The sequence below is a fragment of the Nonomuraea insulae genome (assembly GCF_042656245.1).
Window position 1 is genome coordinate 153,170 of sequence record NZ_JBHSPA010000115.1, and the last position, 13,747, is coordinate 166,916.

At 68.8% G+C, this 13,747-nt stretch carries 15 protein-coding genes; 6 read left to right on the top strand and 9 right to left on the bottom strand.

The window, feature by feature from the left end; all coding sequences use genetic code 11:
* Positions 1-186 precede the first annotated feature (186 nt).
* From ACFPZ3_RS64140 to ACFPZ3_RS64175, 8 genes are all read right to left on the bottom strand, one after another.
* On the bottom strand, positions 187-705 hold the full coding sequence (locus ACFPZ3_RS64140) for a cysteine dioxygenase family protein (RefSeq protein ID WP_379524219.1): 519 nt from the start codon (positions 703-705) through the stop codon (positions 187-189).
* Entirely contained in the window at positions 686-1,510 is an 825-nt protein-coding gene (locus tag ACFPZ3_RS64145; protein WP_379524220.1) for an enoyl-CoA hydratase/isomerase family protein, read from the bottom strand. The genes ACFPZ3_RS64140 and ACFPZ3_RS64145 overlap by 20 nt, the downstream gene beginning before the upstream one ends.
* Entirely contained in the window at positions 1,500-2,690 is a 1,191-nt protein-coding gene (locus tag ACFPZ3_RS64150; RefSeq protein WP_379524221.1) for a CaiB/BaiF CoA transferase family protein, read from the bottom strand. The genes ACFPZ3_RS64145 and ACFPZ3_RS64150 overlap by 11 nt, the downstream gene beginning before the upstream one ends.
* 26 nt (positions 2,691-2,716) lie before the next feature.
* A complete protein-coding gene (locus ACFPZ3_RS64155) occupies positions 2,717-2,938 on the bottom strand; it encodes a hypothetical protein (protein ID WP_379524222.1) in 222 nt (73 codons plus the stop codon).
* A 45-nt stretch (positions 2,939-2,983) separates the two neighbouring features.
* Positions 2,984-3,766 carry an IclR family transcriptional regulator gene (locus ACFPZ3_RS64160; RefSeq protein WP_379524223.1) on the bottom strand — a complete coding sequence of 261 codons (783 nt, stop codon included), beginning with the start codon at positions 3,764-3,766 and terminating at the stop codon, positions 2,984-2,986.
* A 228-nt stretch (positions 3,767-3,994) separates the two neighbouring features.
* On the bottom strand, positions 3,995-4,828 hold the full coding sequence (locus tag ACFPZ3_RS64165; protein WP_379524224.1) for a sulfurtransferase: 834 nt from the start codon (positions 4,826-4,828) through the stop codon (positions 3,995-3,997).
* Between the two features lie 29 nt (positions 4,829-4,857).
* A complete protein-coding gene (locus ACFPZ3_RS64170) occupies positions 4,858-6,231 on the bottom strand; it encodes an FAD-binding oxidoreductase (RefSeq protein WP_379524225.1) in 1,374 nt (457 codons plus the stop codon).
* A gap of 9 nt (positions 6,232-6,240) precedes the next feature.
* Positions 6,241-7,623 (bottom strand): MBL fold metallo-hydrolase, encoded by a 1,383-nt coding sequence (locus ACFPZ3_RS64175; protein WP_379524226.1) that lies wholly within the window; start codon positions 7,621-7,623, stop codon positions 6,241-6,243.
* Between the two features lie 88 nt (positions 7,624-7,711).
* On the opposite strand from ACFPZ3_RS64175, the gene ACFPZ3_RS64180 reads away from it, so the two are divergent.
* Positions 7,712-8,545: a GntR family transcriptional regulator gene (locus ACFPZ3_RS64180; protein WP_379524227.1), complete on the top strand. Its 834-nt coding sequence runs from the start codon at positions 7,712-7,714 to the stop codon at positions 8,543-8,545.
* Here the strand turns inward: ACFPZ3_RS64180 and ACFPZ3_RS64185 are convergent.
* On the bottom strand, positions 8,465-9,391 hold the full coding sequence (locus tag ACFPZ3_RS64185; RefSeq protein WP_379524228.1) for a LysR family transcriptional regulator: 927 nt from the start codon (positions 9,389-9,391) through the stop codon (positions 8,465-8,467). The genes ACFPZ3_RS64180 and ACFPZ3_RS64185 overlap by 81 nt on opposite strands.
* A 138-nt stretch (positions 9,392-9,529) precedes the next feature.
* Between ACFPZ3_RS64185 and ACFPZ3_RS64190 the strand changes: the two genes are divergently transcribed.
* From ACFPZ3_RS64190 to ACFPZ3_RS64210, 5 genes are read left to right on the top strand one after another with little or no spacing between them, the layout of a single operon-like run.
* Entirely contained in the window at positions 9,530-9,874 is a 345-nt protein-coding gene (locus ACFPZ3_RS64190; RefSeq protein WP_379524229.1) for a carboxymuconolactone decarboxylase family protein, read from the top strand.
* On the top strand, positions 9,874-11,391 hold the full coding sequence (gene argH, locus ACFPZ3_RS64195) for an argininosuccinate lyase (RefSeq protein ID WP_379524230.1): 1,518 nt from the start codon (positions 9,874-9,876) through the stop codon (positions 11,389-11,391). Before ACFPZ3_RS64190 ends, argH begins: the two co-directional genes overlap by 1 nt.
* Positions 11,388-12,119, top strand: coding sequence for an amino acid ABC transporter ATP-binding protein (locus ACFPZ3_RS64200; protein WP_379524231.1), 732 nt, complete (start codon positions 11,388-11,390; stop codon positions 12,117-12,119). The genes argH and ACFPZ3_RS64200 overlap by 4 nt, the downstream gene beginning before the upstream one ends.
* A gap of 31 nt (positions 12,120-12,150) precedes the next feature.
* Positions 12,151-12,978 carry a transporter substrate-binding domain-containing protein gene (locus tag ACFPZ3_RS64205; protein WP_379524232.1) on the top strand — a complete coding sequence of 276 codons (828 nt, stop codon included), beginning with the start codon at positions 12,151-12,153 and terminating at the stop codon, positions 12,976-12,978.
* Positions 12,979-12,980: 2 nt separating this feature from the next.
* Positions 12,981-13,745 carry an amino acid ABC transporter permease gene (locus ACFPZ3_RS64210; RefSeq protein ID WP_379524233.1) on the top strand — a complete coding sequence of 255 codons (765 nt, stop codon included), beginning with the start codon at positions 12,981-12,983 and terminating at the stop codon, positions 13,743-13,745.
* The last annotated feature ends 2 nt before the right edge of the window (positions 13,746-13,747 follow it).

Below are 13,747 nucleotides of genomic sequence, written 5' to 3' on the forward strand. Positions count from 1 at the left end.
AGCAGCTAACCGCCGCCGTTCTTCGCGCCTGCGCCGGGTCGACGTCGGTCACCACGGTCCGCTTGGTCAGCTGCTGCAGCAGACCACCCTCGCCGGTCAGCTGCGGCATTCTCAGACATCAAGCGACTCTCCCTTGATCATCAGATCCGCCGTTGATTTCACAGTCCCTGGCTTGATGCGTAGCGATCAGGTGTTCGCGGCGGGGGTGGCCCACGAGGAGACGAACCAGGAGACCGCGCCCGTCTGGGGTTGGTAACTGCGACGGCGGAGGCGGCCGATGTCGGCGCCATAGACGTGAATGCCGACGACCGGACTGTCGCCTTCGCAGCGGACCTCGTGAACATCGTCGTCGGTGGTGCAGCACACGGTGACCTCTCCCGGGGACCAGATGTGCTCGTCCCGGACGGCGAGCGGCTCGCCTTCCGCAGCGGGTTTCTCGTAGGCGCGCTCGAATTCCCGGCCTGCGTAGATGCCGACCACGCCCCAGGTCTCGTGCCCGTGCACCGGCGTACCCTGGCCCACGTTCCAGACTGCCGAGGCGATGGAGAACCGGCCCATCGGGTCGACGAAGAAGGGATACATCACGTAGCGGTCGGGGTCGGGCACCTGGAACTCCGCGCCCAGGTCGAGACCTTGCGCGAGGGCTTCGGAGAGAGCCTGGGCGACGCGTGCGGTCAGCGCGTGCTCATCCGTGTGACGTTCCACCAGTTCGGTCACCTGGGCGATCAGGCGCTGGATGGCCGGTGAGGTCGCCGCGGTGCTGGCGTTCTGTCCCATTGTTGGCTGCCTTTCTGTAGCCGGCGATCCTTTGTTGAAGACCTGGTATGCCTGCGGAGGTGCGTACGGCCTCAGCGACTCCGTCGCCCGCCTGCCGGGTCAATCTGACGGCGCCGAGGAGTTCGTGCAGCGCGCCCGGGGGAAGCCGGTCGATCGCGGCTTCCCATCGCCGCAGGATCGTCTCCGCGTGTTCTGGGTTGGGCACGACTTCGAGCACTTCTCGCCGTCGCGCCGTACCGCTGTCCAGGACGCCGTTGGTCAGGACGAGATCGAGGGCGAACGCCTCACCGACCAGTTCGGCCAGCCGGCCGGTGCCCAGCACCAGCCCGAACCGCAAGCCCGGGAACCGGAACGACGCCGCCTCCGTACCCATGCGCAGGTCACAGGCCAGGGCCAGGTCGGCGCCGGCGCCGACCGCCGGCCCTTCCAGCAGAGCCACGGTGAGGTACGGCGCGCGGCGCACGGTCTCCAGCAGCATGCTGATGCGTGCCAGGCGCAGCGAGAGCGTCGCGTCGGTCTCCCCGTCGAGATCGCTCAGGTCCAGGCCCGCGCTGAAGACCCTGCCCGAGCTGCGCAGGACGAGGAGACCGATGCCTTCCGCCCGCGCGGCGGCCAGACACCCTGTCAGCTCCTCGACCAGTTCCGCCGACAGCGCGTTACGGTTGTCCTCCCTGTTCAGGACGACGTCCCAGCGTGCCGCGGAAACCTTCCTGACCAGCGGGCTATCGGTCATGAGGTGCCGTCCAGTCCGCGAGCACCTCATCGGTGTGCTCGCCCAGCAACGGCGGGCGCCGCACCACGGTTCCCGGAGCACCGGCGATGCGCACCGGGAAGTTCAGCATGGACGTCGGGCCCGCGATCGGCACCGGCACCTCGCTCACCAGTCCACTCTCGGCGACGTGTTCGTCGGAGAGGATCTCGCTGAACCTGTTGACCAGGCTGACAGGGACGCCGCGCCGTCGCAGTTCAGTGACCCAGTGGGCGGCCGGCTTGCGGCCGAAGCTGCCCTGGAGAAGCTCCGCGAGCTCGCCCTGGTGGGCCACCCTGCTCACCTGGTCCGCGAACCGCGGATCGTCCAGCAGGTGCTCGGTTCCGGCCACCTCGCAGGTCGAGCGCCACAGCCGCTGGTTGCCCGCGGCCAGCACAAAGGGACGATCCGACCCGGAGAACGCCTGGTAGGGGGCATTACGTGGATGCGCGGAGCCCAGCGGCCCCTCATCCTGCCCGCTCCCCCAGTAGGCGCTGGTCTGCAGGGCCGAGACCCCCAGCATGCAGTCCAGCATCGAACAGTCGACGTGCACCGAGGAACCCGTCCGCCGTACCTGCGGCAGCAACGCCGCGGCCGTGAACGCGGCGTACAGCCCGGTCACGAAGTCCGCGACCGGCACCCCGCTCTTGACCGGAGGGCGGCCGGGCTCGCCGGTGACGCTCATCAAACCGCTCATCGCCTGGATGACCACGTCGTAGGCGCCCGCCGAGGCGTGCGCAGAAGCCCGGCCGAATCCGGAGATCGAGCAGTACACCATGCCGCGATGCCCGTCGCTGACCTCGTCGAAGCCGAAGCCGAGACGGTCCAGGACGCCGGGGCGATAGTTCTCGACGATGACGTCCGCGGCGGCGCACAAGGATCGGACCCGCGTCGCCTCCTCCGGGACGCGCAGGTCGGCGGCGACACTGCGCTTGTTGCGGTTCACCGCCGCGAAGTTGTGGCTGAAGGTGTCGTCATCGTCGCGCGCGAGCGGCGGCCAGGCCCGCATCTGGTCGCCGCCGGGTGGCTCCACCTTCACCACGTCCGCGCCGAGGTCGGCCAGGAGTGATGAGGCGAACGGGCCGGCCGCCACGTGCCCGAACTCCAGCACCCGCACACCACGCAGCGGCTGACGAATCTCCGGCGAGGCAGGGTTTGCGGCCACGCTCCCCATCCCGTGATCCCCCGCCCTCATGCGGTCAAGGTGAGTGAGTCGAGGGCGATCACATCGCCCGTATTGACGATCATCGGTTTCAGGTTCGGCGACAGGAGCCTGGCCACCATGTTCAGGATTGTCGACTTGCCGCAGCACTTGCCGCGGCCGGACGGACCGACCTGGGCGAAGAACTCCCCCTCGCGGATCTCCTGGACCGGCGGGGCATCGGGTCTGTTGTGAGTCTTGCTGACACTCATGGAGTTGCCGGCCACCTCATGGATTGGACGGAGGGGTGGTTGAGATCAACTTTCGGTGGGTGGCTGGGCGGGAATGCCTGATACGGCGTTCAACAAGATCGTCACCAGCTCGTCCTTGCGATCCTGGATCCGGTCCACCGGGCCGGAGAACCCCAGCGCGGCGACGACGTCGCCCAGTGGTGAGCGGATGGGAACGGCGACGCCGCCCACCTCCGCGCGATATTCACCGTTGTTCATCGCGAAACCCTGCCGGCGCACGCCCTCGAGTTCGGCCTGCAGGGCCGCGGGTTCGGTGATCGTCGTGTCGGTGTAGTGCCTCAGACCCGCGTTCAGCAACTGCTCCGGCACCCACGGAGGCTGATGAGCGAGCAGAGCCTTGCCTGTGGCCACGCAGTGCGCCGGCGAGCGTCCGCCCAGCTTGGTGTAGCTGCCGATGGGATGCCATCCGTCGCGCTTGTCGATGTAGACGCTGCACCCCTGGTCATAGACCGCGAGGTGCACGGTTTCCCCGATTTTTTCCGCCAGCCTCGAAACGAGGTTGGCCCACTGAACGCGAAGCTCGGTGGCACCGTGGGATCGGGCGCCGATGGCCCACATTCGTACGGTGGGCGCGTACGTGTCATCGGAGGCTCTTCGCTCCACCCAGCCGAGAACCTCGAGGGTGTGCACGATGCGGTAGACCGTCTGGCGCGGTAGTCCCACCGCTTCGGTCAGGGCGCGCAAGGTCGCCCGCTGCTCGGTGAGAACCTCGAAAACCTTCAGCCCATTCGCGAGTGTGCTGAGGAAGGCCGAGTCAGACTCGCGACCCTCAGAGGCAGGGCTATACACTAATCGTCTCGCTCCTTACGCATAAAGTTGAATCCAGGCTTGCGGCTCCGAAACTCGTTGTCAAGGGGCGCCCCGAAAACCGGACAAGTAGGTTCCAGCTGATCCATGCGGGGACGGACCACCACGAGGTGCTGGGCCCAGCAAGTCCAATGCATCGGCCCCGGCCAGGTCACCGAACGCGACCAGGGCCGGGGGAAAGAACTCGCGCAACGCGATTGAGAGCCGGCGCTATGCGTCTGTCGCCACCGGGCGGGATGGGTCGGTGATCCAGTGGGACCAGGAGCCGGGGTACAGGGCGGCCTGGTAGCCGGCTGCTTCCAGGGCGGCGATCTGGTGGGCGGCGGTCACGCCGGAGCCGCAGTAGACGGCGATGCGGCGGTCGTCGGAGGCGCCCAGGGCGGTGAAGCGGTCGCGGAGCGCCGACGGATCGTGGAAGGTGCCCGAGGTGGTGGTGTTCTCGGTGGTGGGGGCGCTGACGGCACCGGGGATGTGTCCGGCGATCGGGTCGACGGGTTCGGTGCGGCCCAGGTAGCGCTCGGTGTCGCGGGCGTCGAGAAGGAGGCCGCCCGAGCCGGCGAAACCAAGGACGTCGCCGGCTTCGATGGTCGCCGCGCGACTGGCGGAGACGGCGAAGTCTCCCAGAGGTACGGTGACGTCGCCGGTCGTCACGGGGAGGGCTGCCGCGACCCAGGCCGCGTACCCGCCGTCCAGAATGCGGACGTCAGCATGGCCGAAGTGGCGAAGCAGCCACCAGGCCCGTGCCGCCGACAAAGCCGGGCCCGCGTCATAGCAGACGACTGGCGTGTCGTTGGAGACGCCCGCTCGGCGCATCGCCTGGGTGAACCGCTCGGCGGCCGGGAGGGGGTGGCGGCCGCCCGCTCCCGGCGGGTCGGCGAGATCGGCGTCCATGTCGACGAACCGGGCGCCCGGCAGATGGCCCTTCTCATATCCTGCGCGGTCGGGCCCGGTGGCCAGAGCCCACCGTACGTCCAGCGGGATCGGCGGGCGGGGGCCGTCCAGGGCATGGCGCAGCGTCGGCACATCGATCAGGGGTGTGGGCACGGTGACTCCTTCAGCGTTCGTGCGAGGGCTCAGGGCATGGAGGGGAGGGCTTTGCCCGGGTTCAGCAGGCCGTACGGGTCGAGGGTCTGTTTGATCTGCAGGTGCAGGCGGCGCGCGGTGTCGTCCAGTTCGCCGGCGAGCCCGTGGCGTTTGAGCAGGCCGACGCCGTGTTCACCGGTGATCGTGCCGCCGAGGTCGAGAGCCGCGTCCATGATCGCGTGGAAGGCGGCTGTCGCCGCCGTGCCGGCTTCGGGGGCGTCCCAGGGGGCGACGATGGTGGGGTGCATGTTGCCGTCGCCGGCGTGGCCGAACGTGCCCACGATGGCACCGGTCCGGTCGGCGATGCGTTCGACGGCGGCCAGCAGGTCGGCCAGCCGGCCCCGGGGTATGGCGATGTCCTCCAGGTAGACGCGGCCGAGCCGTTCGAGCGCGGGGAAGGCGAAGCGGCGGGCGCCGAGCAGCAGTTCGGCTTCCTCGGCGGTTTCCGAGCGGTACACCTCCAGCGCGCCGTGCTCGGTGAAGGTCTGCTCCAGGCGGCGCGCCTCCGCCTCGCCTGCCTCGCCGGGCAGGTCGGTCTGGGCGAGCAACAACGCCGCCGCCGAGGTGTCCAGGCCAAGGCCCTTCCACTCCTCGACGGCGCGAATGGTCCTACGGTCGAGCAGTTCCAGCAGGCTGGGCGTCATCGTGGTCAGACAGGATTGGACGGCGGTCGCGGCGGCGGTGAGGCCGGGCATCGAGGCGACCACGGTGATCGCCGGCGGAGGCAGCGGTCGCAGGCGCACGGTGACCTCGGTGATGATGCCGAGTGTGCCCTCGCTGCCGACGAACAGTCCGGTGAGGTCGTATCCGGCGACGCCCTTGATGCTGCGCCGTCCGAGCCGGGTGATCGAGCCGTCGGCGAGGACGACCTGGAGGGCGAGCACGGAGTCGCGGGTCACGCCGTACTTGACGCAGCACAGGCCACCCGCGTTGGTCGCCACGTTCCCGCCGATCGAGCAGAAGTCGCGGCTGGCCGGATCCGGCGCGTACCACAGACCGTGTTCGGCGGCCGCTTCGCGCAGCGCGGTGTTGCGCACGCCCGGTTGCACGACGGCGACGCCGTCCAACGGGTCGATCCGGACGATCTCGTCCATCCGATCCATGACCACGACTACGCAGCCGTCCACGGCGTTGGCACCACCGGCCAGCCCGGACCCGGCGCCACGTGGCACCACCGGTACCCGCTCGGCCACGGCGGCGCGCAGTACGGCCGCGACCTGCTCGGCGCTCCGGGGGAACACCACGGCACGCGGCATGCCGGCGGGCACGCCGGGCGCGTGGTCGGCGCGGTAGCTCTCGATGATCTGCGGATCGTCGACGACGTCGGCCTCGGTGAGCGCGTCACGCAGTCTGGTCAGGAACATTCCGGCTCCCTACAGGGGATGGTCGGCGCCGACGATGGCGAGGCCTGTGCAGGTGGCGTTGGCGAAGTCGTCGTCGACCAGCACGACGTCGCGCCCGGCTCCGTGCAGGAGGCTTGCGGCGCTGCTTGCTCGGTATCCACCGGCGCAGTGCACCCACACCCGCCCGGGGGGAATCTGTGGCAGCCGGTCGGTCAATTCGGCGAGCGGAGTGTGAACAGCGCCGTCCACATGGCCCGCGGCCCATTCATCGTCGCGCCGTACGTCCAGGAGCACGTCAGAAGCCGATGGCTCGGGCACCCCGGCGAACGTGACCCGCTCGTATCCGCCGCGGTCCAGCGGCCCGGCGATCGTCGCCAGGTCGCCGGCCGCCGCGCCGCTCGGCCGGGCGATGCCGATCAGACCGAGCTGCCGCTGCGCTCGCCGGATGTCGCCGGCACGCGCCCCGATGAGCGTGAGCGGCCTGCCCCACGGCACGAGCCAGCCGACGTACGTGGCGAACCGTGTGTCCAGGCCGACGTTGACGGTGCCCATGACGTGATCGGCCGCGTACGCGATCCGCTCGCGCAGGTCGATGACCCACTCGCCGGCGGCGATCCGCGCGCCGAGCTCCGCCGGGTCGACCGGCTCTGGCCCGGTGAGATCGATCGGGCCGGCGCCCGCGTGGTTCAGCGACGCCATATGCGCGTAGTAGCCGGGGTACGCGGTCAGCCGGGCCAGCAGGGCACGGACGAAGGTCTCCTCGTCGCTCGCGGTGAGCGCGTCGTTGCGTGCCACCTCGCCGCCGATGGTGGAGGTGTGCCCGTCGCCGTGTCCTTCGGTGGCGGCTCCGGCCGAGCAGAAGCTGCCGAAGCCGTGCGTCGGGTAGAGGGCGGTGGCGGGCGGGAGGATCCGCGCCAACCGGTGCGCGGAGCGGAACTGCGCCCGGGTCAGCTCCTCGGTGTCGCGCGGGCCGGCGAGATCCGTACGGCCGACACCGCCGTAGAGCAGCGAACCGCCGGTGAACACCGCGGGCGGGCCGGAGTCCGCGAGGTCGGCCACCACGTAGGACAGGTGGGTGTGGGTATGGCCCGGCGTGGCCAGCACCTGGACCGACAACGACCCGGCGGTCAGGCGGTCGCCGTCGCCGATGCCGAGCCGTGGGAATCCGACCGGGTCTTCGGCGTTGACCGCATATCGCGCACCCGTGGTCGTGGCGAGCAGGCGCCCGCCGCTGACGTAGTCGTTGTGGATGTGGGTCTCCAGCACCAGGTCGATGCCGACGCCGAGACCGTCGGCGATAGCGAGGAGCCGTTCGACATCTCGCTGTGGGTCGACGACGATCGCAGCGTCGCCGTTGTGGATGAGATAGCTGCGGTCACCGAGTTCTGGCGTGTCGAGGATTTCTGTCCGCAAGGCTTCCCTTTCATCCGCCATGGGACGGCTAATGTACGTACATTTAAGGCTCGATGTCCATACCCGCACTCGAACGGAGGCATGCCGGATGGGACGCACGCCCGACGCCGCGGACCTGGATCGAGAAGGCCCGATACCGCTGTGGTCACAGCTGTACGAGGACCTGGTCCGACGCATCGAGGCCGGGGAGTTCGCCGAGAGCTTCCCCGGTGAAATGGAGATCAGCGAGCAGTACCGGGTGAGCCGGCACACGGCCCGAGCCGCGCTTCGGCAGGTACGCGACCGCGGACTGGTGGTGTTCGGCCGCGGTCGCGCGCCCCGGGTGGCCGTCCAGAGTGAGATCGACCAGCCGCTGGGCGCGCTGTACAGCCTCTTCGCGTCGGTCGAGGCGGCGGGTCTGGAACAGCGCAGCATCGTTCGCAAGCTTCGGCCGGTCCTCGACGCCGAAGCCGCCGAGCGCCTCGGGCTCCGCGCCTCCGACCGGCTCGTCCACCTCGAGCGGCTTCGCATGGCCGGGGGCGAGCCGCTGGCGCTGGACCGCGCGTGGCTGCCGTTCGCGGTGGCGGCCCCGCTGCTCGAGGTCGACTTCACCAGGACGGCGCTCTACGCGGAGCTGGCCGCGCGCTGTGGCGTACGGCTGTCCGGCGGGACGGAGCGGCTGCGTGCGGTACGGCCGAGCCCGGCACTGCGACGGGTGCTCGGGCTCAACGCCGACGGCGCGGCCTTCTCCATCGAGCGGGTCGCCATGGCGGGAGGGGATCCGGTCGAGTGGCGGCACACTCATATCCGCGGCGACCGGTTCGTCGTCTCCGCCGACTTCTCCGCCCACCAGGGCTACCAGCTAGGCGTTTCCGGGACGGACCTGCCCGCGAACTCCGGTGGCGATGGCCAGGAGGTCACGCCCCGGTCCGACCGGCTGTGAGCCCCGATGCCACACGGCGTGCAGGGGCAGCCGCAGCGGGCCGCCTACCAGCGGCAACACCACGAGCCTGCCGGTGCGTACGTCCGAGGCGACGGCGAGGCTGCTGAGCACGGTGACGCCGTCGCCGGCTGCGACCACTGCTTTGATCGCGGCCGTTGAGGCCATCTCGACCGCCACCGTCGGCCGCGCGCCGATCGCCGCCAGCGCCTTCTCCAGCGCCGCCCGGCTACCGCAACCGCTCTCGCGCAGCACCAACGGGATCTCCGCGAGGCCGGCCAGGTCGAGCGGCGCACGACCGCGCAGGGGGTGACCCGAGCCGACGACGACCATCAGCTCCGTGTCGCCGATCTTCCTGGACCGCAGGCCGCCCAGCGATACGTCGCCCTCGACGAAGCCCACCCCGGCCCCGCCGGTTCTCACTCGTTCGACGACGGTGTCGGGGTCGGCGACCTCCAGCGCAACCGTGACATCGGGCGTGCCCGCGTGCATCGCGACCAGCCAGCCCGGCATCAGGTGGTCGGCGATCGTCTTCGACACGACCGCGGTGAACCGGCGTTCCTTCTGGTCGCGCAGCATGCGCACGCTGTGAACGAAGGTGTCGCCCGCGTCGACGACCTGCCGTGCCCAGCCCGCGACGGTCTTGCCGATCGGCGTCAGGCGTGATCCGGACGGCGACCGCTCCACCAGCGTGACTCCGATCTTCCGCTCCAGCTCGCCAAGCCGGAGGCTGGCGGACGGCTGGGACAGACCGACGTCGGCGGCGGCCTTGCCGATGCTCAGTCGCTGCCCGATCGCCACGAGCAGCCGGAGGGATTGAAGGTCGAACCTGTCCCGTCCCGAGGTCATTGTCGTAGCCTATGAGGTCATCGGGATCACGGTCTAGCCCCAGAGTTTTCACGACGGTAACAATCGGAGTCATTAGCGGTTACCGCAATTCCAGCGAATTGCCGGTGCCGATATTCGTGAATTCCGAGGGGACGTCGCATGAGTTCTACCAATGCCGCAGGCCGTACCGACCGCGATTTCATGCCGAAACTGCGCCGGGCCGCGCCGGTCGAGGCCGAGGCGTACACCAATTTCTCCAGCACCGTGATGTCGCGCACGGACGGAACCGTTCCGCCGAAGTACCGCGAACTGATCGCGATCGGGGTGGCACTGACGACACAGTGCCGGATGTGCCTGGAAAGCCACACGGTCGCGGCCAAGAAGGCGGGTGCGAGCGAGGAGGAGATCGCCGAGACCGCCTTCGTCGCCGCCGCGCTGCGCGCCGGTGCCGCCTACACACACGGGTTCGCGGCGATGCGGTGCTTTGACGAGGCAGGGCACTGATGCCCCGCCAGCAGATTCCCTCGGAATACCGAGGATTTCGCACAGCGGGCATCCGGCTCACCGAGGAGATTCTCCCGGAACTGGAATCGCACCGTACCGAAAAACTGGGCGACACGCTTCCCGCCATTCACCAATTCGACAAGGCGCATCTCGTCATGCTGGCCGAGGAACGGCTTATCGAGCTGGACGCCGCCGCCGCGATACTCCGCGCGATTCGGGAAATGGAGCGCGAGGGCGTGAGTGAGGCACGTTTCCGTGTGCAGGGCGGCATGCACTCGGGAGAGCAGTACCTCATCAGGAACCTGGGCGAGGAGGTCGGCGGCCGCATCCACCTCGGCCGCAGCTCCGGCGACCTGGGCGCGGTCGGCCGCCGCATCGCGACCCGCGACCACCTGCTCGACACCATGGAGAAGATCAACGGCTTCCGTGCGGTGCTCATCGAGCTGGCGCCGGCCTACGCGGACGTCGTCATGCCCGGGTACACGCACGCGCAGAACGCGCAACCGACCAGCTTCGGCCACTGGCTGTCCATGTGGGTCTGCGTGCTGGGCCGTGACTTCGACCGGCTCCGGCAGTGCTACGAGCGGGTCAACATGAGCCCGGCGGGCGCCGGAATCCTGGCGGGCAGCGAGTTCCCGCTGAACCGCGACCGTACGGCCGAGCTGCTGGGATTCGACCGGCCGATTCCGCACACCATGGACGCGATCCTCAGCCATGACGCGGAGTGCATGGAAGCCATGTCGGTCATGGCGATTCATACCGCGAACATGGCCCGGCTGGCCGACGACCTGCAACTCTGGTTCAGCTCGGAGTTCGGCTTCGTCGACCTGCCTGACCGGTTCTGCGGCACCAGCAGCATCATGATGCAGAAGCGCAACCCTTACTTCTGCGAGGCGACGAAGGCCGTCAGCGAAACCACCGCCGGTGGGCTGTTCACCGCGTTGATGGTCGAGAAGGGCTCGACCGGCCTGCCCGTCGCGGGGCGCAAGGCCACCGAGTCCGCGCTCTGGGCCGCGTTCACCGGCGCGCAGCGACGGCTCGACGAGGCGATCATGGTATTCCGCGAGCTTCGTGTGGACGCGGAGCGAATGCTCGACGTCGTCGGCCGGTTCTGGGCGCAGGGCGCCGACGTCGCCGGCGCGATCGTACGGGAGAAGGGCCTCCCCTGGCGGACCGCGCACCAGATCGTCGGAATCCTGGTGCGCCACAGCTTCGAGCGAAACGTGCCGCCGCTGGAGACGACCGTCGAGATGCTGGACGAGGCCGGGGTCGAGTACTTCGGCAAGCCGGTCGGCCTGTCGCCGGAGGCCCTGGCCGCGGCGCTCGACCCGCGCGCGTCCGTGCACGCGCGCACACTGTACGGCGGCCCGGCGCCGAGCGCGCTCGAACGGGAGCTGGGCGAGTTCGCGCATGCGCTCAACGCCGCCCGGCGCGTCGTCGAACGCGCCCGCGAGCACGTCGCGAACGGCGCGCGCGAGCTGGAGAAGGCCATCGACCGGATCGTCGCGCGGCCATGACCGCCATCAGCATCGAGAAGATCGAGAAGTGGTACGGCGACTTCCAGGTGTTGTCAGGAGTATCGCTGGAGGTGCGCGGCGGCGAGGTGGTCGTGATCCTTGGACCCTCGGGCTCAGGGAAGAGCAGCCTGATTCGTTGTGTGAATGGACTGGAGCCGATCTCGTCCGGGTCCGTACGCGTCGACGGCGTCGTCGTGCACGACAGGAAGGCGAACCTCGACAAGCTGCGCGCCGAGATCGGGTTCGTGTTCCAGCAGTTCAACCTCTATCCCCACATGACCGTGCGGGCCAACATCATGCTGGCTCCGATGAAGGTCCGCGGACTGTCCAAGGCCGAGGCGAACGACCTGGCCGTCGAGCAGTTGACGAAGGTGGGGATCGCGGAGCAGGCCGACAAACATCCGGCGAAACTCTCCGGAGGCCAGCAGCAGCGCGCCGCGATCGCCCGGGCCCTCGCCATGAAGCCGCGGATCATGCTGTTCGACGAGCCGACCAGCGCACTGGACGCCGAGATGATCCGTGAGGTACTCGACGTCATGACCGACCTCGCGCAGGGCGGAATGACCATGATCGTTGTCACCCACGAGCTGGCCTTCGCCCGCAAGGTCGCGGACACCATCGTCTACATGGAGGCCGGGGAGATCGTCGAGGTCGCACCCCCCGCACAGTTCTTCGACGCACCGGCCGACCCCCGCACCAGTCGGTTCCTCTCCCAGATCATCACGTGAACCGCGGCGGATGCCCACGAAGGTGAGTTCGATGAGACCACTTATAGCGGCGTTGGCCGCGCTGGTGCTCGGCATGTCCGGGTGCGCGCTGTCCGGCGGCGGCCAGGCGGCCGGCGCCGACACACTGGCCAAGATCAAAAAGGCTGGGGCGCTGGTCGCCGGCACCAAGTACGACGCGGTCGTCTGGGGCTCGGTGCCGCAGGGCGGGTCCAGCCCCGAGGGGTTCGACATCGACGTCGGCAAGGAGATGGCCAGACGGCTCGGCGTCCGGTTCGAGACCCAGCCGGTGACCAGCTCCAACCGGATCGCCAACCTGCAGACCCGAAAGGTGGACCTGCTGCTGGCCTCGATGGTGCACACGCGGGAACGGGACAAGACGATCGACTACAGCATCGACTATTTCCGTGAGTCGATGAAATTCCTGGTGCTCGACAAGTCCCGTTACCAGGCGATCGACGATCTCGCGGGAAAGAAGATCGTCGTGGCGCAGGGGTCCATCCAGGAAACCCTGGTGCCGAAGGTCTGCGCGACGTGTTCCGTGCTCAGCGTCGCCAAGTGGACCGACACCATGCAGACGCTGAAGGCCCATCAGGCGGACGCGGTCTTCGCCACCAAGGGCACCATCGAGGGCAGCAAGAAGGCGCTTGACGCCAGCGGCACCCGGACACGCGTGATCGGACCGGAGGGACTGCTGCCGCTGCCGTACGGAATCGGGGTACGACAGGGCGACGGGACGCTCAGGGACACGCTGAACCGGCTGCTCATGGAAATGCAGGCCGACGGGACATACACCCGGCTGGTGCGCAAATGGTGGGGCCCTAACAACTCGTTCGCGGTCGACGTCTGGCCGGAGAAATAATCATGACCGACGGTGGTGTGGACTGGAGCGTCGTCCTCGGCGCCGAAGGCCGGAACCTGCTCCTTTCCGGACTTCTGATCACGTTGCAACTGACGGGCTACGCGATCGTGCTCTCTTCGATCGTCGGCACACTGATCGCCCTCGGCCGGGTGAGCATCTCGCCGCGGCTCGCGCCGCTTCGCTGGGCGATGGCGGCCGTCACCGAGTTCTGCAGGAACGTGCCGTTCCTGATCCACCTCAGTGTGTGGAACTTCGGCGTCTTCTCACTCGAGTGGGTTCTGGCGATCACCGAACCGGCGCGTGACCTGTACTCGACCCAGTTCGTCGCCGGACTGTGCGCGCTGGTGAGTTACCGGTCGAGCTACATGGCGGAGATCGTGAGAAGCGGCTGGCAGTCCGTGCCGGGCGGGCAGATGGAGGCCGCGCGGTCGACCGGTCTGTCGTACCGCTCCGCCGTCCTGCGGGTGATCTTCCCGCAGGTCATCCGGATCATCCTGCCGACGCTGGGCAACCAATACGTGGCCGTCACCAAGAACACCGCGCTGGTCATGGTCATCGGCGTGCCCGATCTCGTCTATCAGGCGTACCAGATCCAGTCCACGACCTTTCAGTTCTTCGCCGTGTTCGGGGTGGCGATGGTGATCTTCTCAGCTGTCTGCCTGGCCGAGGGTGCCGTGCTGAGCCTCTGCACCCGATGGCTGGACCGGCGCTGGACCGGTGAACCGCGCACGCCACGACCGTTGCGGCGGTTGAGAGTGGAGGTCTGATC